Raw genomic sequence first — 25909 nt, forward strand, 5'->3', positions numbered from 1 at the left:
TATTTTTTAAAAATCAAAATTAACACCCAGTGTAAACGTCGTTGGTCTTGGATAGAAATCACGATCAATACCACCAAAGTTTTGTGGGTCCATTCCAGAGTAATCTGTAATTACAAAAGGATTGGATACGGCTCCATACATTCTTACATTTCCATTTTTAATCATGTTATCAAAGGTGTAACCCAAAACAATATTATTACATCTTAAGAATGTAGCATCCTCTAAAAAGTAATCAGAAAATTGAATGTTTCCGTTAACATTTTCAAATGCTGGATCAGCGGCACCGTTATAAAAATTAAGTGCATTGGTAATACTATTGTTATTGGCAGGTACAACGGCTTCGGTAAAACCATAATTCATTTTGTTAAAGTTATATATGTTACCACCTATTTGACCAATGAATCCTGAAGAGAAATCCCATTTTTTGTAAGTGAAGTTCAGTCCAAAACCGTAAGTCCAATTTGGCGCAATTTGAACATGATACCTATCATTATTGTTGATTACATTATCTCCATTGAGATCTGCAAAAGCTCCAGGAATTACATTGCCATTACTATCATAAACCTGCTTAAAGACATATGCACTTTGGGCTTGTTGCCCAACAACATCATTTAATAAGAAAGTACCTGTACCTCTTAAGCTTCCATTTCTGTTTATATCTGCTTGGCCACCAATGTCAGTAATTTCATTATAAACATAGCCTACATTACCATATAAATTTACTGATAAATCATCAGTTTCAACAGGATTTATATTTAAATTTAATTCAAATCCTTTACCTTCTATTTCTCCAATATTTTCAATGAATGTATCTGAAAATCCTTGACCAGGCGGAACATTTACACGAGCTAGTAAATCTTTAGTTTCTTTTTTGTATAAATCAAAAGAACCAGAAACAAAATTATGGTTAAAGAAACTAAAATCAATACCTAAATTGTAGGTAGTGGTTTTTTCCCACGTTAAATCTGGGTTGTAAGGAAGTGCTGAATATAATCCTGCACCAGGTAAGTACTGGCTATTGTTTCCACCAGCAGTAAATAAAGGTGTAGTAGGATAATAGCCTACAATTTGAGAGATGTCATTCTGACCCGTTTTACCCCAGCCAACTCTAACTTTTAAATCATTTATGAAATTCACATTTTGCATAAATTCTTCACTAGTCACTTTCCAGGCAACCGCTGCTGCAGGGAAAAAGCCCCAAGCATTTGGATCCCAAACGTCGTCCGCAACAAATAGAGAAGAGGCATCTGCTCTTAAAGAAAAGGTGAAAAGATATTTATCTAAAAGATCAACATTTGCTCTCCCGAAAAACGATTGCAAGTTTAATACATTGTAATATCTGTTGTTCGGGTTACTTTCGTTAAGTGTTTCGAATCGTATACCTGTGTCGTTGTCATAATCGTAAAGGTCTTTATTCCCATCATTTTTAAAATTCTGATAAGAATAGCCTACCTGTACATCAAACTTGCTTACAAATTTATCGTCATAAGACTTTGCGTACTGCAAGAAAGCATCCATAGTTGTATTCGTAATATGCTGATGCTCTTGATAGTGAATACCTGGGTTAAATACAAAATTAGTGTTGATATCAGAATTTGCACTGTCAAATCTATAGGTTGCTGCCGCATTATCATAGTAACGTTCTTTGATGGTTGATTTTGAAGCATCTAAACCTAAATTAACAACTGCTCGCAACCCAGGAAGGAAGTCAAAAGAATAATCCAATTCTAGGTTACCAAGAAAACGTGTAGTACGTTCTGGTCGTTCACGTTGTTCTAACAATGCCAATGGGTTCCATTGCCCATCAAGTATTAAACGATTTCCATCAACATTTGTATTAAAATAATAACCGCCAAAGCGATTGTCAGGCGCATTATTATAAACGGGTTTTGTAGGGTCAAATGTCAAAGACCCACCTAAAGCACCTCCTGCGTCTACTGAATTTTTATCAGCATAAGTAGCTTTTGCATTTAATGTTACTTTTAAATCGTCATCCAAAAATTTTGGAGATAAATTAATAGCAGCAGTCACACGCTCATAATCATCGGTTTTAACAATACCTTCAGCATTAGTATATCCAATTGAACCTCTAAAAGGTAATTTTCCAAATAGGTTTGCTCTAGCGTTAAAATTAGTATTAGAAGTAAAAGCAGTTCTTAAAACATTGTCTCTCCAATCGGTATCATAAATAGCTCGTGGACCATTTGGTGTATCGATTATTTGAGATATAGGCTCATTAGTTTGTACTGAACCAACAGGAACCCCTAATTTATCTATTAAATCTGGATGATATTCTTGGATAAACCTAACATAAGTATCGCTATCCATCATGTCCAGTCCTTCGCCAGCTCCATTAACCGAAATGTCTGTTGAGAAATTAAATTGAGGTTCACCAGAAGTACCTTTTTTGGTGGTAATTATTATCACACCATTGGAAGCTCGAGAACCATAAATTGCCGTAGCTGAAGCGTCTTTTAAAATAGAAAAGCTCTCGACATCATTAGGATTTACTAGAGATAAAGGGTTGCTAACACCAGCTGGATTAATATTTGATAATGGCACACCATCAATTACAATTAAAGGGTCGTTATTCCCACTTAAGGAAGATCCACCTCTAATTCTAATATTAGGGGCAGAGTCTGGTTGTCCACCAGCATTAGTAATTCTAACACCAGCAACCTTACCATTGATTAATTGGTCAGTAGATACAATATTTCCTTTGTTAAAATCATCATCGGTAACTAAGGAGACAGAACCTGTAGCATCTTCTTTTTTTACAGTACCGTAACCAATAACGACAACCTCATCCAATTGGGCGGCGTCTTCATCAAGTGATACATTTAAGTTGGTCTCTCCATTATAAGTTATTTCTTTAGTAACATATCCTATATAGGAGAATACTAATATATCTCCATTGCTTGCTTCAATTTGATAATTACCATCAAAATCTGTAGCTGTACCTGTAGTTGTGCCTTTAATTAAAACATTTACTCCAGGAAGTGGCAAGGAAGAAGATTGTTCAGTTACTGTTCCTGATACTGTATTTTGCCCAAACATAAATGTTGGTAAAATTAGTAGCATAAACAATACGCTATTAAAAGTTGTTTTCATAAAATACTTTTGAATTAGTCTTTAAATTTATTGGTCATATTTCCACTTCTCGATGTTAAATCTATGTAAAATTTAGGTAAACAAAGGCTTTGAAATTGCCGTATTCGCAACGAAAACGTTTTCGTGTTAACAACTTTTTAACGATTTTGTGTTTTTAGTAAGAAAAACCTTGAAATATGAATTTTTTTGGCAATATATACTACCTTTATACAAAAGATCTTTTTAATAAAAAATGAAGCGTAAAGTTACTTTAAAGCAAATTTCTAAGGAGTTGGATGTTTCCATTTCTACCGTATCTAAAGCCTTAAGAAATAGCAAAGAAATTAGTGAAGACACAAGAGAAAAAGTTCAGGCCTTTGCCAAATTATATAATTACAGGCCAAATAATATTGCCTTAAGCCTAAAGAACAGAAAAACCAAAACCATTGGCATTATTATTCCTGAAATTGTACATCATTTTTTCTCAAAAGTAATTAGAGGTATCGAACTGGTTGCCAATAAGCACGGTTATAATGTTATAGTTGGATTGTCTAACGAATCTTTTGATAAGGAGGTTATTAATATGGAAATGCTTGCTAATGGTAGCATAGATGGATTTATTTTATCAATTTCTAAAGAAACACTCTTGCAACAGGATTACCATCATTTTAATGAGACCATAAGCCAGGGGATGCCAATTGTTATGTTTGATCGTGTTATTAATGATATAAAATGTGACAAAGTTATTGTTGATGATGTTCAAGGATCAAAAAAAGCTGTAAACAAACTTGTCGAAAATGGCTGTAAAAAAATAGCCATAATAACTACAAAGGACTACGTGAGTGTAGGTAAATTGAGAACTCAAGGATATTTAGAGGCTTTAGATGAAAATAAAATACACCCAGAAGCTGATTTGATTTTAAAAGTAGATGATAAACTTGTTTCTGAAGATTACCTTGATGTCTTAGAGCGTGAAATTGAACACCTCTTTAAAAGTAATAAAAAATTAGACGGTGTTTTTGCAGTAAATGAATTGTATGCCATTACCGCAATGAAGGTGGCTAGAAAGTTTGGCAAGCATATACCTAACGATATCCAAGTTATTGGTTTTACGGATGGGGTGTTGTCTAAACATGCAACGCCCAGCCTTACTACTGTGAGCCAACATGGTCAAAAAATAGGTGAAAAAGCAGCAGAATTGTTAATCCATAAGCTTGAACATGAAGATGAAGAAGAGCAATTTCAAACTGTTGTTATTGAAACCGAATTAGTTGAGCGTGAATCAACAAAATAAAAATTAACACAGCAAATTTTAAAAACTTTTATATATTTACACCCGAATCAAAACTTATATTTTCACTTCTCACCTTAAGTTTTGATAAGTAAAATAGCTTGTCAAAATAGTATTAACTTAACTATACTATTATGAAAAAGCGCACCCTTGGTTTTTGGGAAATTTGGAACATGAGTTTCGGTTTTCTTGGAATTCAATTTGGTTTTGCCTTGCAAGGAGGCTTTATGTCTCGAATTTTTCAAACTCTTGGAGCAGAAAAAGATGCCATTCCCCTTTTGTGGATTGCTGCACCGCTAACAGGTTTGCTTGTTCAGCCTATTATTGGCTATTTAAGCGATAGAACTTGGCACCATAGATTAGGTCGTCGCAGGCCTTATTTTTTAATTGGAGCCATATTAAGTTCGTTGGCTCTATTTTTCGTACCGCATTCTCCCGCATTATGGATGGCGGCAGGATTTTTATGGATTCTGGATGCTTCTATTAATGTTTCTATGGAACCTTTTAGGGCTTTGGTTGCAGACAAGTTACCGCAGTCTCAAAGATCTTATGGATTCGTGGTTCAGACTTTGATTATTGGAATTGGAACTTGGGTTGCCAGTAATTTACCGTGGATGGTTTCGCAGTTGGGTGTCAGTAATTCAGCAGAATCAGGTGTTGTTCCCATGTCTGTAAAAGTAGCTTTCGCCATTGGTGGATTTGTGTTTTTGGCTAGTATTCTTTACACCATCTTTACAACTTCTGAATATCCACCAGAAGATATGGAAGAATTTGAACGCGAAAAAGCAAAGAAAAATCAATTTATTCCAGATATACTCAACAACATAGGCAGTATGCCTTTAACCATGAAAAAACTAGGAGTTATTCAATTTTTTTCCTGGTTTGCTTTTTTTACCATGTGGAGTTTAGCCAATCCGGCTTTAACCGAGCATGTTTTTAAAACACCAGCTCCTATCGAATCTGCTTACGATATGTCTTTGCCAGACCAACTGGAAGCATTTAATGTAGCTAATACAGCTTTTCAAGAATCTTCTAATGCTGTAGGTTCTGCAATGGGTGTATACGGCTTGTCTTCTATGGCTTTTGCATTACTACTAACTTTTTATACATCCAAAAGGCGAATCAATAGAAAACTGGTTCACATGTTTTCGTTAATGTTGGGAGGTCTTGGGTTTTTATTGATGAATTATACCTCTCCAGAAAATTTAAAGTACTGTTTTGTACTCATTGGTTTTGCATGGGGAAGTATTCTATCTATGCCTTATGCCATGCTTTCTAGTTCTGTAGATCCCAAGAAAATGGGTGTTATTATGGGAATTTTCAACATGTTTATTGTAATTCCTCAAATTATAGCTGCTCTTGGTGGAATTAACTACGTGTCAGGATTGCTAGGAGATGAAGCTATTAATGCCATGACTGTTGCTGGAATTAGTTTGATGATTGCAGGTCTTTGCAATCTTTTAATTACGAATAAAAATGCCATAACCTATCAAGCAGAAGAACTATAAATAATGAATAAAAAAGGATTCATATTCGATTTAGATGGTGTTATTGTTGATACGGCAAAGTATCACTATTTAGCATGGCGAAAACTTGCTGAAAGTATAGGTGTGAGTTTTACTGAAAAAGAAAACGAGCAACTAAAAGGGGTTAGCCGAATTAAATCATTGGAAAAAATATTAGAATGGGGTAATAAAACCATTTCTGAAGATGACTTCATGAAATTAATGGCCATTAAAAATGATGATTATTTGACTTACATCAATAAAATGGATGAAGAAGAAATACTTATAGATGTTAATAGGGTTCTGGAATATTTGATTCAAAATAAACAGGGAATTGCATTGGGTTCAGCTAGTAAAAATGCTAGAACCATATTGAAAAAAGTAAACTTGATATCAGATTTTAATGCCATTGTGGATGGTAATGACGTTGAAAAAGGAAAACCAAATCCTGAAGTGTTTCTAAAGGCAGCTAAAGCTTTAGAAATAGAGCCACAACATTGTATTGTTTTTGAAGATTCCGTTGCAGGAGTTCAAGCGGCCAATGCGGCTAATATGGTAAGTATTGGAATAGGTGAACAAGAGATTCTTCATGAAGCAGATTATGTCTTTAAGAATTTCACAGAAATGGAAAACAGTTTCCTTAATGAATTAATAAAGAAGTAAAATATTAGAGGTTTTAGATTATAAAATCAAAAACCTCTCATAAAAATATAGAATGAATTTAGATTATATAAAACCAGACGAGTGGTCAATAATAGAAGAAGGCTTCAATCCTGAACATGTTAAAGCTTCCGAAAGTATTTTTAGCATTGGTAACGGAGCCATGGGGCAACGTGCTAATTTTGAAGAGCATTATTCTGGAGCTACATTTCAAGGTAGTTATATTGCAGGTGTTTATTATCCTGATAAAACCCGAGTAGGTTGGTGGAAAAATGGATACCCAGAGTACTTTGCAAAAGTTTTGAATGCACCAAGTTGGATTGGCATAAACGTTATTATTAATGGAGAAAAACTTGATTTATTTACTTGTAAAAAAGTTAAGGATTTTAGACGGGAGTTAAATATGAAAGAAGGCTGGCTTTCAAGAAGTTTTACTACTACTTTAAAAAATGATGTCCAAATCAAAGTTGAAGCCAAACGCTTTTTGAGTTTGGATTTAGACGAATTGGGTGCTATCAACTATCAAATTACACCGTTAAATAGTGACGCAGTTGTAACTTTTCAACCTTTTATAGATGCCGATATTCATAACGAAGACACCAATTGGGAGGACAAGTTTTGGGATACAATTAAAGTAAGTCACCAAAATCATCAAGCCTTTATCAATGCTAAAACCATGAAAACGCACTTTTATACCTGTACGTTTATGGAATCTCAATTGTTTATTGATGGCAAGTCTGTTTTAATTGAGCCTATCATAACAGCCGATGCCAATTCTGCTTCGTTTAGTTATGAATATAAAGTAAAAAAAGGGGAAACTTATACCATAAATAAATATGGAGGTTACACGGTTGATAGAAATCATGACAAAAATGAGCTCATTTCTGTGGCAAAAACAGTTTTAAACAAAGCTACAAAAATAGGTTTTGAAACCTTGTTGGAAAATCAAAAAACGGCCTGGGAAAACATTTGGAACTTGGCAGATATTAACATTAGTGGTGATGTTAAAGCACAACAAGGCATTCGTTTTAATATCTTTCAGCTAAATCAAACCTATTTAGGTAAGGACTCAAGGTTAAATATTGGTCCAAAGGGATTTACTGGCGAAAAATACGGAGGAAGCACCTATTGGGATACCGAGGCTTATTGTATTCCATTCTATATGGCAACCAAAGATCAAAAAGTGGCAAGAAGTCTTTTGGAATACCGCTATAATCATTTAGAAAAAGCCATTGAAAATGCCCAGAAGTTAGGCTTTAAAAACGGCGCAGCACTTTACCCTATGGTGACTATGAATGGTGAGGAAAGCCATAACGAATGGGAAATAACCTTTGAGGAAATCCATAGAAATGGTGCCATAGCATTTGCCATTTACAACTACCATCGCTTTACGGGAGACTATTCCTATATTCCTGAAAAAGGCTTGGAAGTGTTAATAGGAATAGCTAGATTTTGGCACCAAAGAGCAAGTTTTTCAAAAGCAAAAAATCAGTATGTTATTTTAGGAGTAACGGGTCCTAATGAATATGAAAACAATGTCAATAACAATTGGTACACCAATTACATAGCTAAATGGTGTATTGATTATGCTATTGAATCCATCAATACTGTCAAAGCAAATCATAATTCAGACTTTACAAGAATTTTAAATAAAGTTAAACTATCTGAAGCAGAAATTTCCGAATGGAAACAAGTAGCGGATAATATGCATTTTCCTTATTCAGAAGAATATGGTGTTTATTTACAGCAAGATGGCTTTTTGGATAAGGAATTGAATACCGTTAAGGATTTGGATAAATCCCAAAGACCTATCAATCAAAAATGGTCTTGGGACAGGATATTACGTTCACCATATATTAAACAAGCCGATGTTCTGCAAGGTTTTTACTTCTTTGAAGACCATTTTACCAATGAAGAACTGGAAAAGCATTTTGATTTTTATGAACCGTTTACAGTTCATGAAAGTTCGTTATCGCCTTGCGTACATAGTATTCAAGCGGCTAAATTAGACCGTATGGATCAGGCTTACACATTTTATTTGCGTACTTCAAGATTAGATTTAGACGATTATAATCACGAAGTTGAAGAAGGACTACATATAACTTCTATGGCTGGAACTTGGATGAGTATAGTTGAAGGGTTTGGAGGTATGCGTGTAAAGAACAATACCTTGTCTTTTGATCCTAAAATTCCAAAACAGTGGGATGCCTATTCCTTTAAAATAAACTTTAGAAATCAAATAGTAAAAGTGAATGTGTGTCAAAATGAAACCCATTTTGAAATTGACGGAAGCACAGATTTGAAAATTCTAGTGAATAACAATCCAATAACTATAACACCAAATAATTCTGTAACTATATAAGTTATGAAAGTTGTAAAAGCCATATTTATTCTTTTGCTCTCCATTAGTTTTTTTACTTGTAAGCAAGAAAAACAAGAGACTTTTCAGCAGGAAGAAAACGTAGCTGTTTCAAATGAATCATTAAATCGTGTTGAGCCACCAAACTGGTGGGTTGGTATGAAGGATAAGTCATTGCAATTGTTGGTTCATCATGATAATATAGGTAATACTTCGCCGGAGATTTCCTATCAAGGAGTTACAATAGATAAAGTACATAAAGCGAAAAGTCCAAACTATTTATTTATTGACTTAATAGTTTCAGAAACTGCAAAGCCTGGTAAGTTTGACATTGTTTTTAAGTCAGAAAATGATGAAGAGCAAAGACATACTTACGAATTGAAAAGCAGAGGTAAGAAGCCTGAAGACTTTGTTGGTTTTAATAGTTCAGACGCTATTTACCTCATTACACCAGACCGTTTTGCTAATGCAAATCCAGAAAATGATTCATTTGAAAATCTGATGGAAAAAGAAATAGATAGAACTAACGACTATGCAAGACATGGTGGCGATATTGAAGGGGTAACGAATCACCTGAATTATATTTCAGATTTGGGATTCACAGCTATTTGGCCTTGCCCATTATTGACAAACGATATGCCTCGATGGTCGTATCATGGTTATGCTATGACCGATTTTTACGAAATTGATCCACGCTTTGGAACGCTCGAAGAATATTTAGAATTATCAGAAAAAGCTAAAGAAAAAGGGATAAAACTCATTATGGATCAAGTAGCCAATCATTGCGGATTGGAACATTGGTGGATGAAAGATTTACCATTTGATGATTGGGTTAATAACCAAAAAAACTATGAGGAAAATATTGATAACTGGAATTGGGAAACTAACATAGGTTCTAATCACAGACGTACTACCAACCAAGACATCTATGCTTCAGAAGCAGATAGAAAAGGAAACAACGAAGGCTGGTTTGTTGCTGAAATGCCAGACTTAAATCAGCGCAATCCGTTTATGGCAAAATACATTATTCAAAACAGCATTTGGTGGATAGAAACTGCAAATTTAGGAAGCATAAGGCAAGATACATATCCTTACCAAGACAAAGGTTTTATGAGTGATTGGGCTGGAGCCATTATGAACGAATACCCTAATTTTTCAATAGTTGGTGAGGAATGGAGTTACAATCCGTTACTTATTGGCTATTGGCAAGAAGGCGCAAACAATAGAGATGGTTATGATTCCAATTTGAAATCTTCAATGGATTTTGCCATGCAGAAAAACATTGTTGACGCCTTAAACGAAAACGAATCGTGGGATAAAGGATTGATAAAAATTTATGATGGTTTAGCTAACGACTTTCATTATGCCTCACCAAAAGATATCATGTTGTTTCCAGACAACCATGATATGAGCCGAATCTTCACCCAATTAAATGGAGATATACCAAATACCAAAATGGCTTTAGCCACAGTATTGACCTTACCACGTACTCCACAAATTTATTACGGAACGGAAATTCTCATGAACGATTTTGAAAAACCAGGTGATCACGGATTAATCCGAACTGATTTTCCAGGTGGCTGGCAAGGTGATACAATCAATGCATTTACAGGAGATGGTTTAACAGATGAGCAAAAAGATATGCAGTCTTTTTTAGGTACAGTACTTAATTATAGAAAAAATAGTAAAGCCATACATGAAGGAAAAACTGTTCACTTTGCGCCATTTTTGGGAACGTATTTTTTATTTAGGATAATTGAAGGAGAAACCGTTGTTCTAATTTTAAATAAAAATGAAGAACCTATAACAATAGACCTAAAGCGTTATGCTGAAATTGGTCTTGATGGGAAAGAGTTAAAGAATGTTATAACAGGCAAAAAATTCCTTTGGGAAGATGCTATCGCTTTTAACAAAAAAGGAGTAACGCTATTGACTACTAAAACAAAATAACTGTCATTCCTAGCGAAGTCGAGGAATCTCTTAACAAGAATGAGATTGCTTCATCGCTTTGCTCTTCGCAATGAAAAAAAATAATATGAAAAAACCCTTATATATACTATTTTTATTCCTGTTTCAATCTGCGTTTGCACAAGTCACTTTTATTATAGAAGAGTTGCCGGAAATTCATGATGCCGAAAAAGGGATTTATATTTCAGGAAACTTTGAAGGTTGGTCAGGTGGAAATGAAAGCTATAAACTTCAGGAAAAGGATGGCGTATACACTATTACATTGCCAAAATCAGAAAATTTAATTTTATTCAAATTTACTCAAGGTACGTGGGATTCAGTAGAGTCTGATACTAAGGGTACAAGTGTGGAAAACCGCACCCACAATTTTGAAGTTCCTAATGATACTGTAAAAATTAAAATAGCAGGCTGGACTAACAATTTTAAAACTGAAGACCCTTCAACAGCAGCAAAAAATGTAACCGTTTTATCTGAAGATTTCGAGATGCCACAACTAAACAGAACACGTCGTGTTTGGGTGTATTTACCGCCAGATTATCACTCATCAAAGGAATCTTATCCTGTGGTGTATATGCACGATGGTGAAAATTTGTTTGATAAAAAAACTTCGTCTTTTTCAAACGAATGGGAAGTTGATGAAATACTAAACAAACTTTTCAAAGAGAAACAGTTAAAGTTAATTGTAGTTGGTATTGACAATGGTGGCGACAAACGTCTGGACGAATACTCGCCTTGGGTTCATACTAAATATGGTGGTGGCGAAGGTGATGCCTATTTAGATTTTTTGGTGAACACCTTAAAACCTTACATAGATAGCAATTACAATACCCTAAAAGATAAAGAAAATACAGCTATTGTAGGAAGTTCTATGGGTGGTTTGATTTCGCATTATGCTGGCTTAAAATATCCTAATGTTTTTGGAAAAATAGGTGTGTATTCGCCTGCATTTTGGTTTGCGCCACAAGTCAATACTTTTTCAAAAGAAAAGGCAAATCTTCAAGACACCAAAATGTATTTTTTAGCAGGCGGTAAAGAAGGTGAAAATGTGCGTTTTGATGAAATAAGCCAGACAGTAAAAGATATGAACCAAATGGTTTCCATTTTAACCGAAAATGGTTTTCCATCAGAAAATATAAAATCTAAAGTTGTTCCAGATGGGAAGCATAACGAAACCTTATGGCGTGAAAATTTTGGAGAAACCATTTCGTGGCTATTTTCCGAAAAACTTAAAGAAAGAGAGTTTTTAAGTTTGAGTCAAACAGACTATGGATTAAATATTGATGTAAGTGATGGACAATACATAATTAAATATTATACACAAGATATTATTGAAACCACATTTCTGCCAAAAGGAGAAGTTTTTAATGAAAACTCACATGCTATTGTTTTAAAACCAAAAAAAGTTGAATTAATTCCAATCATAGAGAAAGGTAAAGCAACTTTTTTTTCTGAAGGAATTGAGGTTGTGGTTCAAGAAAAACCGTTCAATATTTCCTATTGGTATAAAGGTGAAAAACTAACCGAAGAAAAAAATGGCTACTACAAAACTGATGATTTTGAAAACCTTGATTTCGAACTAACTAACGACGAAGTACTTTATGGTGGCGGAGCCAGAGCCTTGGGAATGAATAGACGCGGACACAGACTACAACTATACAATAAGGCGCATTATGGTTACGAAACCGAAAGTGAATTGATGAATTATACCATGCCTATTGTAATATCATCAAACCAATACATGTTACATTTTGACAATGCACCTATTGGTTATTTGGATTTAGACAGTAGAAGTGATAATACCTTAACTTATGAAACCATTTCTGGTAGGAAAACGTATCAAGTAGTTGCTGGAGATTCGTGGTTGGATTTAATAGATAACTACACCAATTTAACAGGAAAACAACCGTTACCACCACGTTGGGCTTTTGGAAATTTTTCAAGTCGCTTTGGCTATCATTCACAACAAGAAGTAGAAGAAACCATTGCCAAATTTAAAGACGAAGAAATTCCTGTAGATGCTGTAATTATAGACATCTATTGGTTCGGAAAAGATATCCAAGGACACATGGGGAATTTGGAATTTTATAGAGATTCGTTTCCAAATCCCAAACAAATGATTAAAAATTTGGAAGATAAAGGTGTGAAAACCGTTTTGGTTACCGAACCTTTTGTGTTAACCACATCGATGCGCTGGGATGATGCCGTAGCGAAAAATGTTTTAGCAAAAGATTCTATCGGTAATCCTGCTCGATATGATTTTTATTTTGGTAATACAGGCTTAATTGATGTGTATAAACCAGAAGGAAAAGAGTGGTTTTGGAACATTTATAAAGAACTTGCAGAAATGGGTGTGAAAGGCATTTGGGGAGATTTAGGCGAACCCGAAGTACATCCAACTTGGGTACAACATGCAACAGGAACTGCTGATGAGGTTCATAATACGTATGGTCATGATTGGGCTAAATTAGTTTATGAAGGCTATAAAAATGAATTCCCTGACCAAAGGCCATTTATTTTGATGCGTTCAGGTTCATCAGGTTCACAGCGTTTTGGGCTTATTCCTTGGTCTGGTGATGTCAATAGAACTTGGGGCGGTTTACAAAGTCAAACAGAAATTGCCATGCAAATGGCTATGCAAGGCCTTGCTTATATGCATTCTGATTTAGGCGGATTTGCAGGTGCTAATTTAGATGATGAACTCTACACACGTTGGTTACAGTATGGCGTTTTTCAGCCAATATACAGACCTCATGCTCAAGAAGAAGTACCAAGTGAGCCTGTTTTTAGAGAAGAAAAGACTAAAAAATTAGCTAAACAAGCCATAGAATTACGATATAAATTATTGCCGTACAATTATACCTTGGCTTTTGAAAACAATCAAAAAGGAACACCGTTTATGCGACCATTGTTTTTTGAAGAACCAGAAAATAAAAATCAGTTAGTTAGTGCTAAAGCCTATTTATGGGGAAATGATTTTTTAGTGTCGCCAATTGTAAATCCTGATGTTACAGAACAAGAAGTCTATTTCCCAAAAGGTAATGTCTGGTTCGATTTCTATACTGATGAAAAAGTTGAAGGTGGACAAACTAAAACTGTTGCTACTACTATTTCTTCAATTCCAACTTTTGTAAGAGCAGGTGCTTTTATACCAATGGCAAATCTGGTTCAAACAACGGACGATTATAACCTAAATACTTTCGAATTACATTACTACCATGATGTATCAGTAACAGAGAGTGCGCGAGAAGTTTATAATGATGATGGCTTAACAAGAAACGCTTATGAAAAAGGCATGTATGAATTATTGGAATTTGAAGCTGAAATAGATAAAAACAGTTTAGAAATTGAGTTGGAAGCCGAAACAGGAACTAATTATTCAACGAATACAAAAGAGATTAATCTTATTGTTCGCAATATAGAACGTGAGCCTAAAAGCATAAAAATAAATGGCAAAAAAAGCCAATACAATTATAGTATAAATACTAAACAAGTAACTATTCCAGTGAGTTGGAATACAGCAAAAGAGACAGAAATAAAAATTAATTTTAAAAACTAACTATGAAAAAAACAGCAATTCTTTTAATAGCCATATTAAGTTTGGTTTCATGCAAAAAAGAAAAAGAAACATCAATAGTTGAAGAAACCACAACTGAAGAAGTAGCACAAATCCAGCCTATAAATGATGATGTTTTGGAAACAGCGGTTATTTACGAAGCCAATATTCGTCAGTATTCAGAAGAAGGTACTTTTGATGCTTTCACTAAAGATATTCCGCAGTTAAAGGAATTAGGAGTGAAAGTTATCTGGCTTATGCCAATTAACCCGATTTCACATACCAAAAGAAAAGCAACTGGAGGTGATTTTGCCGACTTAATTGAAGATGAAGCAGAACGTGCTAAAATGTTAGGGAGCTATTACGCGGTGTCAGATTATACAAAAGTTAATCCTGAATTTGGAGATATCAATGATTTTAGAGAGTTAGTTAAAACCGCCCACGATAATGGCATTTATGTGATTTTAGATTGGGTGCCTAATCACACAGGCTGGGATCATGTTTGGATAAAGGATCATCCAGAGTACTATGTAAAAAATGATAAAGGTGAAATTACAGATCCGTTAAATCCAGATGGTACTTCAAAAGGTTGGGGCGATGTTGCTCAATTGGATTATACCAATATGGATATGCAAAATGAAATGATAGAAGACATGCTATATTGGGTAAAAGAAGAAAAAGTTGATGGTTTTAGATGTGATCATATCGAGCCAACTCCTGTAGATTTCTGGAAAAGAGCTATAACCAAATTGCGTACAGAAAGAGCAATGTTTATGCTTGGTGAGAATGACGACCCAAAATTTATGAAAGGTTCAGATTTATTTGAAATGGAGTATGGTTGGAAATTTCACCACCTCATGAAAGATATTACAAAAGGGCATAAGCCAGTTGAAGAATTTTATAAGTTGATGGATTACATTGCGACTGCTTATGAAAGTGATGATATCATTATGAATTTTGTAACCAACCACGATGAAAACTCATGGAATGGAATAGTTGCCGATCGTTATGGTGATGCTTCTGAATCTGTTTTAGCTTTGAGTTATGCTATTCCAGGCATGCCGCTTATTTATTCAGGGCAAGAGTATGATTTAAGTCACCAATTAAAGTTCTTTGAAAAAGATTCCATTCCAAAAACAAAAGGTAAAGTGTGGCCAGTTTTGGAGAAATTAGGTGAACTTAAAAATTCTAACCCTGCATTACATGGCGGTAAAAATGCCGCTGATTATGAAAGAATTAATTCTGGTAATGAAAATATTTTAGCCTTTAAAAGAAGTAAAGAAGGTAAAGAAGTTATTTATGTTGGAAATTTTTCAAACGAGAAACAAGAAATCAATTTATCCCAAGAAGGAATCTATACTGACTATATGAATAATTCTCAAGTCGATGGGAATTCAGTAATGGAATTAGGGCCTTGGGCTTATAAGTTATTGGTAAAATAATGTTTTTAGAAATCGAGTAGCAACCACCCAAAAGCCTTAACAATTTTGTTAAGGCTTTTTATATGTAAGGCCATGTTAGAAATACCATATAATTCCGACAAACTTAATTATTTGTAAATTTGTACCGATAATTGTAATCTTATGAGTGATATCAATACTAATATTGAAGCCCCATTTAAATTTCTTATCAGCTTTGATAAGTATTTAAAGCAGTATGAAGATCTTGCTAAAAGTGAGAATAGCATATATGCTTCTCAAGCCAAGCGTGTTTTAAGTTTGGTTGAAGAAAATCCAATTCTTCGCGATGGGTTTTTAGATATCTCTCTTCTTAAAAAATACGAATCTGAAATAGAAGTTATACTAAAAGATGCTTTCAGTCCAATACTTACTCTTAATGAGATTAAAACGGCGTCTATCCCGTTTCATGATGTAGTATTTAATTCATCTGATCGGTTTAAAAAAATTATAGAAACAGCTGGTAAAGGTTTTGACTTGAAAATGAAAAATATGCCTGAAAACGATATGTATATTTTTGCATGTACGGCTATTTTGAATTTTAGTTATGGTTATACATTAAATTTTAAACGCCCTCTTTATTATGAAATACCTGATAGTAATGGTGTATTGAGGTATTATAAAATTTTATATAATGCAGATTTTATTGATATAATAAGAGATAAAAACGCACCTGTTATTACAGAAAGTGACTATTATGAACTGCTTGATAATTTTGAAAACATCGATCTGTGGAAAGAAAAGTTTCCACCAGGCAGCTATACTTTCAAAGGCTTTGTGATTTCTAATATTTTTGATGTTACTGATGATCAGTCTATTTCAAACATTAAGTCAACATTAATAGGTCAAGATAAGCGTAGCGACGAAAATTTCATGATTGATTTTCACGAGATTTTTAGGTCGTTGTTGGGTCTTAAAGATCTCAAGGTAGGATTCTCGGTTTACAATGCTCGAGAAGATGTGTTTGAACGGGTTTATGGTTCTGGTATGACTAGCTATCTTTTGAATAAAAAGGAAAGTGAATCCTGTAAAAGCGCATTATGCAGATTGTCTTATAGCAAGCTTTTAAAAGAAAAACAATTTTTGTCAATATCTGATGTTGAAAAATTTAATGAAAGAACCAAAGGGGAGGCGCCACAAATAAAATCACTTCACGACCAAAATATAAAGAGTGCCATTTTTGCACCAATAGCAAATGAAGATGGGTTAATGGGAATTTTAGAGCTCGTTTCTCATAAACCAAAAGTTTTAAATAGTATTATAGCCAACAAGCTAGTAGATGTTATGCCTTATATTGTTGCGGCCGTTGAGCGTTCCAAAGATGAAGAAGCTAATTTAATTAAGGCCATTATTCAAAAAGAGTGTACCTCAATTCATGATAGTGTGCTTTGGCGGTTTGAAGAAGAAGCCAAGCGATTTATTAAAAATGAGTTGAGCGGCGAAAAGGCCGTATTTAAAAAAATTAGTTTTCATAACGTCTACCCATTATACGGACAAATAGATATTCAAGGTTCTTCTGATGCTAGAAATGAAGCGACTAAATTAGATTTATTGGAACAACTAAAATTGGCTAGAGTGGTTTTGGAAAAAGCCAAAGCATTAGAGCAGTTGCCTATATATGATCAGTTTATTTACCAGATAGATGAGTATTCATTAAAACTAGAAGAAAATTTTCAAGTTGATAGTGAACAGATAATACAAAATTTCTTTAATCAGGATATTAACCCACTATTGGACCATTTAAAAGAGCAGGAAACCGTTCAATTAGCTATAAGCAATTACTATTTGCATATCGACCGAACCATGAATGAAGTCTATGAACACCGTAAAGATTTTGATAATACTATAACAAGTATTAACGAAAAAATGGCTGCATTATTAGATAATAAGCAAACAGATGCGCAATTGATGTATCCACACTTTTTTGAGCGTTATAAAACAGATGGTGTAGAGCACAATATGTACATTGGGCAATCCATTACTAAAGAAGATACGTTTAATGAAATTTATCTTTATAATTTAAGATTATGGCAGCTTCAAGCTATGTGCGAAATGGAGAATGATTATTATCAAATGCGACATAACTTGCCGGTTTCGTTGGATGTTGCTTCTATGATTTTGGTGTTTAACAGGCCAATGTCCATTAGTTTTAGAATGGATGAAAAACAATTTGATGTAGATGGAACTTATAATGCGCGCTACGAAATAGTAAAAAAACGTGTTGATAAAGCCTTTATTAAAGGGACAAAAGAACGTGTTACCCAAAAAGGTAAAATCACAATTGTGTATTCACATAAGCAAGATGAAATAGAATATTTACGTTACATCAAGTTTTTACAATCTAAACAAATGCTCGATACAGATATTGAAATAGTTGAGCTTCAAGACCTTCAAGCAGTTACTGGTCTTAAAGCAATTCGTGTAAGTATTTTGTATTCAAAAGGACAAACAGATAAAAGCTATTATACCTATGATGACCTAATGGAGGCTATTAAAGCCTAAATACCTGAAAAGAAAAATGCAATACCAAAGGCAATTACCGATATTATTATACCAATCATAAATACTGTATAAGTTAATCTTAATATGCGGTACTTTCTGTCCAGTACTTTGCCAAGAAAATATAAGTCTTTAGTTAGCGAACTATAAACATAATTTTTATCCTTAAGCAATTCATCAATTGCCCACTCAAATTCTTCGAGTTTCATTTTATGAAAATTACCGAAAAAAGTAAGATTTACACGTTGTTGTTCAACATCTTCTTTTGTAAACTCACCTCGTGTTACATTTGGTCGAGTTGCAACAATTGATAAGACCATAGCAATTACACTAAAAACCAAAAATATTATAGTAGGTACAATAAGATAGGCATTTGATGGATTATCTAGTTTGGAAATTAAGTTTGATAATACCAGTGAAATAATAATAGCATTAACAGATAATAAAATATTGGCTTTTGTATCTGCAATATCACTGAGTTTTATGTGGTTTCTTAAGGCTACACGATAAAAGGTTTGTATACCACGATCTGGGTTTTCACTTCGGTATTGAGCTTTATATTTAGCCTTTAATTTTTCAATATTAATTTTCTTTTTGTTCTTTTTTCTTCTTTTAATGAGTTTGGCCAAATTTTCAGCTTTAACGGGCTCCCAGTTTTTAAGGGCATAATCTGTGTAAAACTTATGTTTTTTAGATAACACTTCAATGTTTTCTTTTAACCAAGCATTTGGCGAGTAAACTTTAATATCATGTAATTCAAGTTCTTTTCTTAAAAACTCACTAGCTTCATCAAAATAGTCTTTGCCAAAATGAGAAGAATCAGCATCACGAATTATTTTGCTAAAAGTGTTTTTAGGTTCTTCATCAAATTTTGTTGCCATTATACAATCTGAAACTTGTGAAATAACATTGTCTGGCACACCTTCTTTTTGTAGAAATTCTGTGGCAATTTTCACGCTTTCTTCTTCATGATTAATATGGCCCTTTGTATACCCGGTGTCATGTAGTAAAGCAGCTAAACGTAACACTTTAATTTCAGTGTCATTTAAATTAGAATGTTCTATAAGCTCGTTCAGGCTTTTTAAAACACGTTTAGTGTGTGTTAAATTATGATAGAGAAATGTTGGGGCTAATTGGTTTTTAAATAAATCAAAAACAAATGCTTCTGTTTTCTCTATTATGTTATCCGTCATAAGATGCTTTTTTAAAGTTCCAAATTACAAAATATTAGGAATTAGATTGAAATAATTTCCACTTTCGAATATGTCGAATAAAGAAATAAACCTTTCAAGATTATTAGCGTTTTAATGTAAAATGACCTTTGTATATTATACCATTGGCTCTTGTAACTGTAAACCAATAGTCATTTGTGGGCATAGGAAACCCATTGAGTGTTCCATCCCATCCATAATCATTATAATCTAAATTTGTGATAAATTTTCCGTATCTGTCAAAAATGTTTATTAGAATACAAGGTTCAAAATCAGAATACTGAATACGCCAAACATCATTGTCGCCATCATTGTTTGGAGTAAAAAATTTAGGGTAGTTTAAGATGAAAACTGTTTCGGAAATAATCCCGCAACCATTTAAATCCATTACATAAACGGTGTATTCACCAGGTTCTAAATTGAAAAAGGCATTGCTGTCTTGATAGTTTATACCGTCTATAGAATATACGTAATCACCAATACCACTTGCTGAAACTGTAATGCTGTTATCATTATAGGTCCAATCTTCTATTTCAATATTATTTATTGTGGCAACATCTGAAGAAATTACTGTAAATGTTTGTATTGAAGAACAGGTTAAGTTATCATATTCATTGCTAACTGTTACTGAGTAAGTGCCTGGTTGATTAACAACAATTGAAGAAGTTGTCTCGGCAGTAGACCATTCATATTGTGTATAACCAGGGTCAGCAGAAAGTACAAGAGTGTCATTTTTACATATAAATACGGTCTCGTCATCAGATAGTTCAGGAGATGTGCCTATGAATATTTGAAACGAAGTTGAGCCAAAACATACATTCAAGCTATTATGGACTACTCTAGCATAAATAGTTTGTGGATTTGAAACATTTGTGTAAGGTTCAGGTAATGGATTGTCTCCGGTATTAGCATCCTGCGGACTTATATGGTAAGTAATAGTATAGTCATTTGGATCTTGGTTCCCTAAAATTTGACTGTTTTGATTGGTAAGGTTAAAAGCATCTGTTTCTATACCATCATCTCGGCAAGATAGCATGCTGTCGGGTGTGTTTACACGAACCAAAGGAAGTAAATTTTCTAAATTAACAGTTGCTGTTTCTATACTACCACAAGAATCCTCTACACGAATCTCATAGGTTCCAAAAGGCAATCCAGTAAAAACATTGTTGCTGCCGTTATCTAAAAAGAAGGGAGAGGTAATACTAAAATTATAAGGCTCTACTCCAATTACATCTAAAATAATATCAGAAGGGCCGGTTCCGCCATCACAATTTAAATTATAAATTCCTGAAATGACAAGTTGAGATGTAACTTCAAAAGGCGCCATAATATCTAAACAGTATTCTGTGGTATTGCTATTATATGCTAAAAAGACTTTTATGACACGAAACTCTCCTGTTTCAAAAATATTGAACAAGGTTTCCATGTTTTGCATTTCTATAGAATTACTGCTATTTGGGGTTTCACCTTCTGTATAGAGCGAACCTGTAAATGGATGTCCCCAAGAATTAGAACTAGGGTAAAATTTTTGAAACCAATAAGTAATTGCTGTTACAGAATCGTCAGAATCATCAATTGTCAAATCAAAGGAGCCGCAATTACGGTTTATACTATAGGCGAAAGGTGTAGGGTTATAGTCAAAAATGTCCACATTAACCGTATAGTTAAAGCCACACTCGTCAGTCAGGTTTATAGTATAATTTCCAATAGGCAAATAATTCTGAAAATAGAATCCTTGGTTTCTAATATTTTCGCTTACATCATCTGGTAGGCTGTTTTCGTATTCTCCAGGAGCAGATGTAATGACTACTGAAGTAATATCGCCATTGTCACTATCTATTCGTAATGAACCTGTTTCGGTTAAACAATTTTCGGTAGTAAAAATTCGTAGGTCTTTAAATACAAATTCAGGCACGTTAAAATCAATAGTGTACTCATCACCGCAATCATCAATTAAAAATATAGTGTATGCTCCTACTGGTAAGTCTGTAAGATTTAGAAAGCTATTAGTTACAAAATTGGTGACCTCGTCTGGTAAGCTATTAGGATAGTTGCTAGGAGCTATCGTTATTTCGGCATATTCAATAATTCTATCAGGAATGGTAATATTTGCATATCCAAAGTTAGATTCGCAACCATTGTTACCAGCATCAACAACAGGTTCAATATCAGGATCTGTTATTTCTAATGAAGCTTCGCTGGTTCTGCCACATGAGTCGGTAACGCTAACTGTATAATTTCCAGTAGGAACCTCTGTTGTAGGTAAGCCAAAATTAATAGGAGAACTAGAATAAGGACCTGGATAATCACTATTAAAATCAGAAGGATTAAAGTCTGCTGGCGATTCTGTAAAATTTAAGGTAAAGGGTGGATTAAACCTACGAACATTAACCGAAAAAACTTGGCCACAATTTGCGGGTGTTGCTACAATTTCAACAAAAGGATTGGGGTCTATGGTGTTGCTTGTTTCAAATGTGTTGTCACAAGCGTCAGTGACTGAAATAGAAATATCAAAAATATCATTACCGAATAAAGGAATGTTTTGAGTAATATCAAACCCTTCAGGCGATTCGCTTGGTACGTTTACAATTATAGTCTGCGCAGGGCCACCGTTAGGAGGTGTTATGGTATAGGTAATAACTAAAGGGTATGATAGAGGAGCTCCAGATGGAGAGCCAATAAAATTGGTTATTGTAATAGTGTCGCAAGAGTCAAGTATGTCTGGGGTTTGAGTAGGAAACACCTGAATGTCATTAGCAGATAAAAACATGGTGTATGATTTTGAAACAGCATTGCCACATTCATCAAAAACGCGAATTATATATGTGCCTTGGGGCACATTGTTAAATTCATTCGATTCTTGGGGAGGTACTGTTACTGGTCCGGAAATAATTTCATACGATACTGCATTGCCTTCTATTATATTAACTATTATTGTAGAGGTTAAATCGCAATTAGCAACACTTTCATGTGATATGTCAAAATCTAATTCAGTAGTTAAATCTTCAATGGTTATATCTACAAACTCTGAATTCTCCTCACCATTTAAAATTTGAATGGCGACTACACGATAATCACCAGACAATAAGTTTATAAATGAATTTGCAGTGGTTTCAGAAATTGGGTTGTCTAAATCTGGGAGTAAAAATAGCTGATAAAGTATTGTGGCACCAGGCTCAGTATTTGATACAGACATGTTTAAAGCACCATTACCAATACAGGTTTCAGGGGTTGCGGTTACTTCTAAATTAAAATCAGAAAGTTGAGCATAACCAAACGTTGTGTTCAAAATCAACACGAAAATCCAAAACCAATGTAGTTTGATCTTGTTGTTCCTCATAGCAATTATCTGACTATTAATTCATTCAGCTTATCTCAAAGATACAATATAATTGTAATTTACAGATTTGCTTGTGGAATTCATAAAAGAAGTAAGGTTTTTACTCATATTCCGACATAATTAGTCATGAATAAATAGTATTTTAATTGAATTAAAAAGAAAGGAAAATTTTATGTTAACATGGAAAGATGTTATCAGTTTCACCGTTAATGGAAGCCCCATTCCAGACAAGCGTGTTGAGAAATCAGAAGATGAATGGAGAGATTTACTAACTCCGGAACAATTTAGAATTACAAGACAAAAAGGTACGGAACCACCAAATAGTGGCGCACTCTGTAGTATTTATGATGAAGGCAAATACAATTGTGTTTGTTGTGACACACCTTTGTTTGATTCAACCATTAAATTTAGTTCAGGAACAGGTTGGCCAAGCTTTACACAACCTATTGATAAAAATGCGATCAAATATGAAAAGGATTCATCTTTTGGGATGGTTCGTGTTGAGGTTATGTGCAATACTTGTGATGCCCATTTAGGTCATGTATTTCCTGATGGTCCCGAGCCAAGTGGATTACGTTATTGCATTAATTCTGAATCTATGATTTTAAACAAGGAGGTAACCAATGGCAACTAAAAATTTGCAACAGGCTACTTTGGGAGGTGGCTGTTTTTGGTGTACTGAAGCCGTTTTTCAAGAGGTTAATGGTGTTGAAAACATTATTTCAGGATATTCAGGAGGCAATGTTCCAGGGTATCCAACCTATCGTGAAATTTGTTCAGGATTGACAGGTCATGCCGAAGTGATACAAATTACGTTTGATGCCAATATTATTTCTTTTGAAGATATTCTCGTGATTTTCATGACAACCCATGATCCAACCACGCTTAATCGTCAAGGTGCAGACAGAGGTACGCAATATCGTTCAGTAATTTTTTATCATGATGAAGCGCAGAAGGTAATTGCAGAGAAAGTAGTAAAGCAAGTGCAGGCTTATTACGAAAGCCCAATTGTAACTCAAATGGCACCTTTGGATGTTTTTTATGAAGCTGAAAAGGAACACCAAGATTATTACAGAAATAATCAAGAGCAGGGCTATTGCAATTTTGTTATTACGCCAAAATTGGCTAAACTTCGAAAGCTTCATGCCGATAAATTAAAATTATGACAATAAAATTATATGGCTCTAAACAGTGCCATAAATCAGACTATTATAAAACATTTTTAGAAACACGTAATTTGGATTACGTGTTTCTTGATGTTATAGAGAATGCGGTTTATGCTGAAGAATTGTGTAACTTGTATAAAAATCGAAAACTCAATTTTCCAACTTTGTTATTGGGCGAAAAGAAACTGCGCAATCCTAAAGACAATGAACTTGATAAATGGATAAACAAACTAAATGACGCTTAAATTAAAAAATACTTTTACAGACGAATTACCAGCCGATAAAAATTTAGAAAATTCAAGACGACAGGTTTTTAATGCTTGCTATTCTTATGTTGGACCTCAAAAAACGTCAAACCCTGAATTGATTCATGTCTCATCAGATTTGACAAATACACTAGGTTTAGATGAAGGCTACACGAAGTCAAAAGCGTTTTTAAATGTATTTTCAGGCAATATGGTTGTTGAAGGCACAACACCTTATGCTATGTGTTATGGAGGACATCAATTTGGACATTGGGCAGGGCAACTTGGAGATGGTCGCGCGATTAATCTAGGCGAAATTGAAAGCAATAATACCTCTTGGGTTTTACAATTAAAAGGCGCAGGAGAAACACCTTACTCACGTTCTGCGGATGGCCTTGCCGTTTTACGGTCGTCCATTCGTGAATACTTGTGTAGCGAGGCTATGTACCATTTGGGCGTCCCAACAACTCGAGCGTTATCCTTGGCATTGACAGGTGACCAAGTATTGCGTGATGTAATGTACGATGGGAATGCAGCTTATGAAAAAGGTGCTATTGTTTGTCGAGTGGCACCATCGTTTTTAAGATTTGGTAATTATGAGATTTTCACTGCAAGACAAGATGTGGAAACGTTAAAAGCTTTACTTAATTTTACCATAAAACACCATTTCCCACATTTAGGACAGCCTTCAAAAGAAACTTATATCAGCTTTTTCAATGAGGTCATGCAACTTACGTTATCTATGATAATTCACTGGCAGCGTGTTGGCTTTGTACACGGAGTTATGAATACAGATAATATGTCTATTTTAGGATTGACAATAGATTACGGTCCTTATGGTTGGTTGGAAGGGTTCGATTACGGATGGACACCCAATACAACAGACAGGCAACATAAACGCTATCGTTACGGAAACCAGCCTAATATAGGACTTTGGAATTTATATCAATTGGCGAATGCCTTATATCCTCTAATAGAAGAAACTGAACCTTTAGAAAGTATTTTGAATGCTTACAAAACGGATTTTGAGATAAAGTCTTTAGACATGATGCGATCAAAACTAGGTTTGGAGCTACAACTTAAAAGTGATGAAAAATTAATTGAGGATTTAGAGGATGCCTTGCAACTTTCAGAGACTGATATGACTATATTTTTTAGAAATCTTGCCAATTTTAGAAAAGAAGAAGATACTGATAACAGTTTAAAAGCCATTGAGGAAGCCTTCTATAAACCTAATGAAATATCAGATGTAGTTAGACAAACTTGGACTAATTGGATGAAATCCTATAAAATTAGGCTTCAAAAAGAGAATAGATCAGATGACGATAGGAAGAAGCAAATGAATACTGTAAATCCAAAGTATGTGCTTCGAAATTATATGGCACAATTGGCTATTGATGACGCTAATAAAGGCGATTATCATTTAATTGATGAGCTCTATCAACTACTTAAAAAACCTTATGATGAACAACCTCAAAACGAAAAATGGTTTGCAAAGCGTCCGGAATGGGCAAGACATAAAGTAGGATGTTCAATGTTATCTTGTAGTTCATAAAAGTATTCAA

Annotated in this window: 15 protein-coding genes; 12 read left to right on the forward strand and 3 right to left on the reverse strand. The window is 34.2% G+C overall.

Annotation, left to right across the window (positions count from 1 at the left end; genetic code table 11):
* Positions 1 to 6: 6 nt before the first annotated feature.
* Entirely contained in the window at positions 7 to 3111 is a 3105-nt protein-coding gene (locus K7G76_RS03045) for a SusC/RagA family TonB-linked outer membrane protein (protein ID WP_223032730.1), read from the reverse strand.
* A gap of 232 nt (positions 3112 to 3343) precedes the next feature.
* On the opposite strand from K7G76_RS03045, the gene K7G76_RS03050 reads away from it, so the two are divergent.
* The 8 genes from K7G76_RS03050 (at position 3344) to K7G76_RS03085 (ending at position 18385) form a co-directional block, all read left to right on the forward strand.
* On the forward strand, positions 3344 to 4384 hold the full coding sequence (locus tag K7G76_RS03050; protein WP_223032731.1) for a LacI family DNA-binding transcriptional regulator: 1041 nt from the start codon (positions 3344 to 3346) through the stop codon (positions 4382 to 4384).
* Between the two features lie 131 nt (positions 4385 to 4515).
* The gene (locus K7G76_RS03055; RefSeq protein ID WP_223032732.1) at positions 4516 to 5889 is read left to right on the forward strand and encodes an MFS transporter; all 1374 of its coding nucleotides are present in this window, start codon (positions 4516 to 4518) and stop codon (positions 5887 to 5889) included.
* A gap of 3 nt (positions 5890 to 5892) precedes the next feature.
* Entirely contained in the window at positions 5893 to 6549 is a 657-nt protein-coding gene (gene pgmB, locus K7G76_RS03060) for a beta-phosphoglucomutase (RefSeq protein WP_223032733.1), read from the forward strand.
* A gap of 52 nt (positions 6550 to 6601) precedes the next feature.
* On the forward strand, positions 6602 to 8908 hold the full coding sequence (locus K7G76_RS03065; protein ID WP_223032734.1) for a glycoside hydrolase family 65 protein: 2307 nt from the start codon (positions 6602 to 6604) through the stop codon (positions 8906 to 8908).
* 3 nt (positions 8909 to 8911) lie between these two features.
* Positions 8912 to 10855 (forward strand): glycoside hydrolase family 13 protein, encoded by a 1944-nt coding sequence (locus tag K7G76_RS03070; protein WP_223032735.1) that lies wholly within the window; start codon positions 8912 to 8914, stop codon positions 10853 to 10855.
* A gap of 85 nt (positions 10856 to 10940) precedes the next feature.
* A complete protein-coding gene (locus tag K7G76_RS03075) occupies positions 10941 to 14429 on the forward strand; it encodes a TIM-barrel domain-containing protein (protein ID WP_369412172.1) in 3489 nt (1162 codons plus the stop codon).
* Positions 14430 to 14431: 2 nt separating this feature from the next.
* Positions 14432 to 15868 (forward strand): alpha-amylase family glycosyl hydrolase, encoded by a 1437-nt coding sequence (locus tag K7G76_RS03080; RefSeq protein ID WP_223032736.1) that lies wholly within the window; start codon positions 14432 to 14434, stop codon positions 15866 to 15868.
* Between the two features lie 141 nt (positions 15869 to 16009).
* Positions 16010 to 18385: a GAF domain-containing protein gene (locus tag K7G76_RS03085; RefSeq protein WP_223032737.1), complete on the forward strand. Its 2376-nt coding sequence runs from the start codon at positions 16010 to 16012 to the stop codon at positions 18383 to 18385.
* On the opposite strand, the gene K7G76_RS03090 is transcribed toward K7G76_RS03085, so the two are convergent.
* Complete coding sequence (locus tag K7G76_RS03090; RefSeq protein WP_223032738.1) at positions 18382 to 19575, reverse strand: Pycsar system effector family protein; 1194 nt, start codon at positions 19573 to 19575, stop codon at positions 18382 to 18384. The two genes, K7G76_RS03085 and K7G76_RS03090, sit on opposite strands and share 4 nt — an antisense overlap.
* Positions 19576 to 19678: 103 nt before the next feature.
* Positions 19679 to 22933: a T9SS type B sorting domain-containing protein gene (locus K7G76_RS03095; RefSeq protein ID WP_223032739.1), complete on the reverse strand. Its 3255-nt coding sequence runs from the start codon at positions 22931 to 22933 to the stop codon at positions 19679 to 19681.
* 172 nt (positions 22934 to 23105) lie between these two features.
* Here K7G76_RS03095 and msrB point away from each other — a divergent pair, with 172 nt between their 5' ends.
* The 4 genes from msrB to K7G76_RS03115 are packed head-to-tail and all read left to right on the forward strand — an operon-like array spanning position 23106 to position 25899.
* Entirely contained in the window at positions 23106 to 23567 is a 462-nt protein-coding gene (msrB, locus tag K7G76_RS03100; protein WP_223032740.1) for a peptide-methionine (R)-S-oxide reductase MsrB, read from the forward strand.
* Positions 23557 to 24099, forward strand: coding sequence for a peptide-methionine (S)-S-oxide reductase MsrA (msrA, locus tag K7G76_RS03105; protein ID WP_223032741.1), 543 nt, complete (start codon positions 23557 to 23559; stop codon positions 24097 to 24099). Before msrB ends, msrA begins: the two co-directional genes overlap by 11 nt.
* Positions 24096 to 24344, forward strand: coding sequence for a glutaredoxin family protein (locus K7G76_RS03110; protein WP_255572907.1), 249 nt, complete (start codon positions 24096 to 24098; stop codon positions 24342 to 24344). Before msrA ends, K7G76_RS03110 begins: the two co-directional genes overlap by 4 nt.
* Entirely contained in the window at positions 24334 to 25899 is a 1566-nt protein-coding gene (locus K7G76_RS03115) for a protein adenylyltransferase SelO (RefSeq protein WP_223032742.1), read from the forward strand. The genes K7G76_RS03110 and K7G76_RS03115 overlap by 11 nt, the downstream gene beginning before the upstream one ends.
* Positions 25900 to 25909: the final 10 nt, after the last annotated feature.

It is taken from the genome of Hanstruepera marina, assembly GCF_019880635.1.
Lineage (GTDB): Bacteria > Bacteroidota > Bacteroidia > Flavobacteriales > Flavobacteriaceae > Hanstruepera > Hanstruepera marina.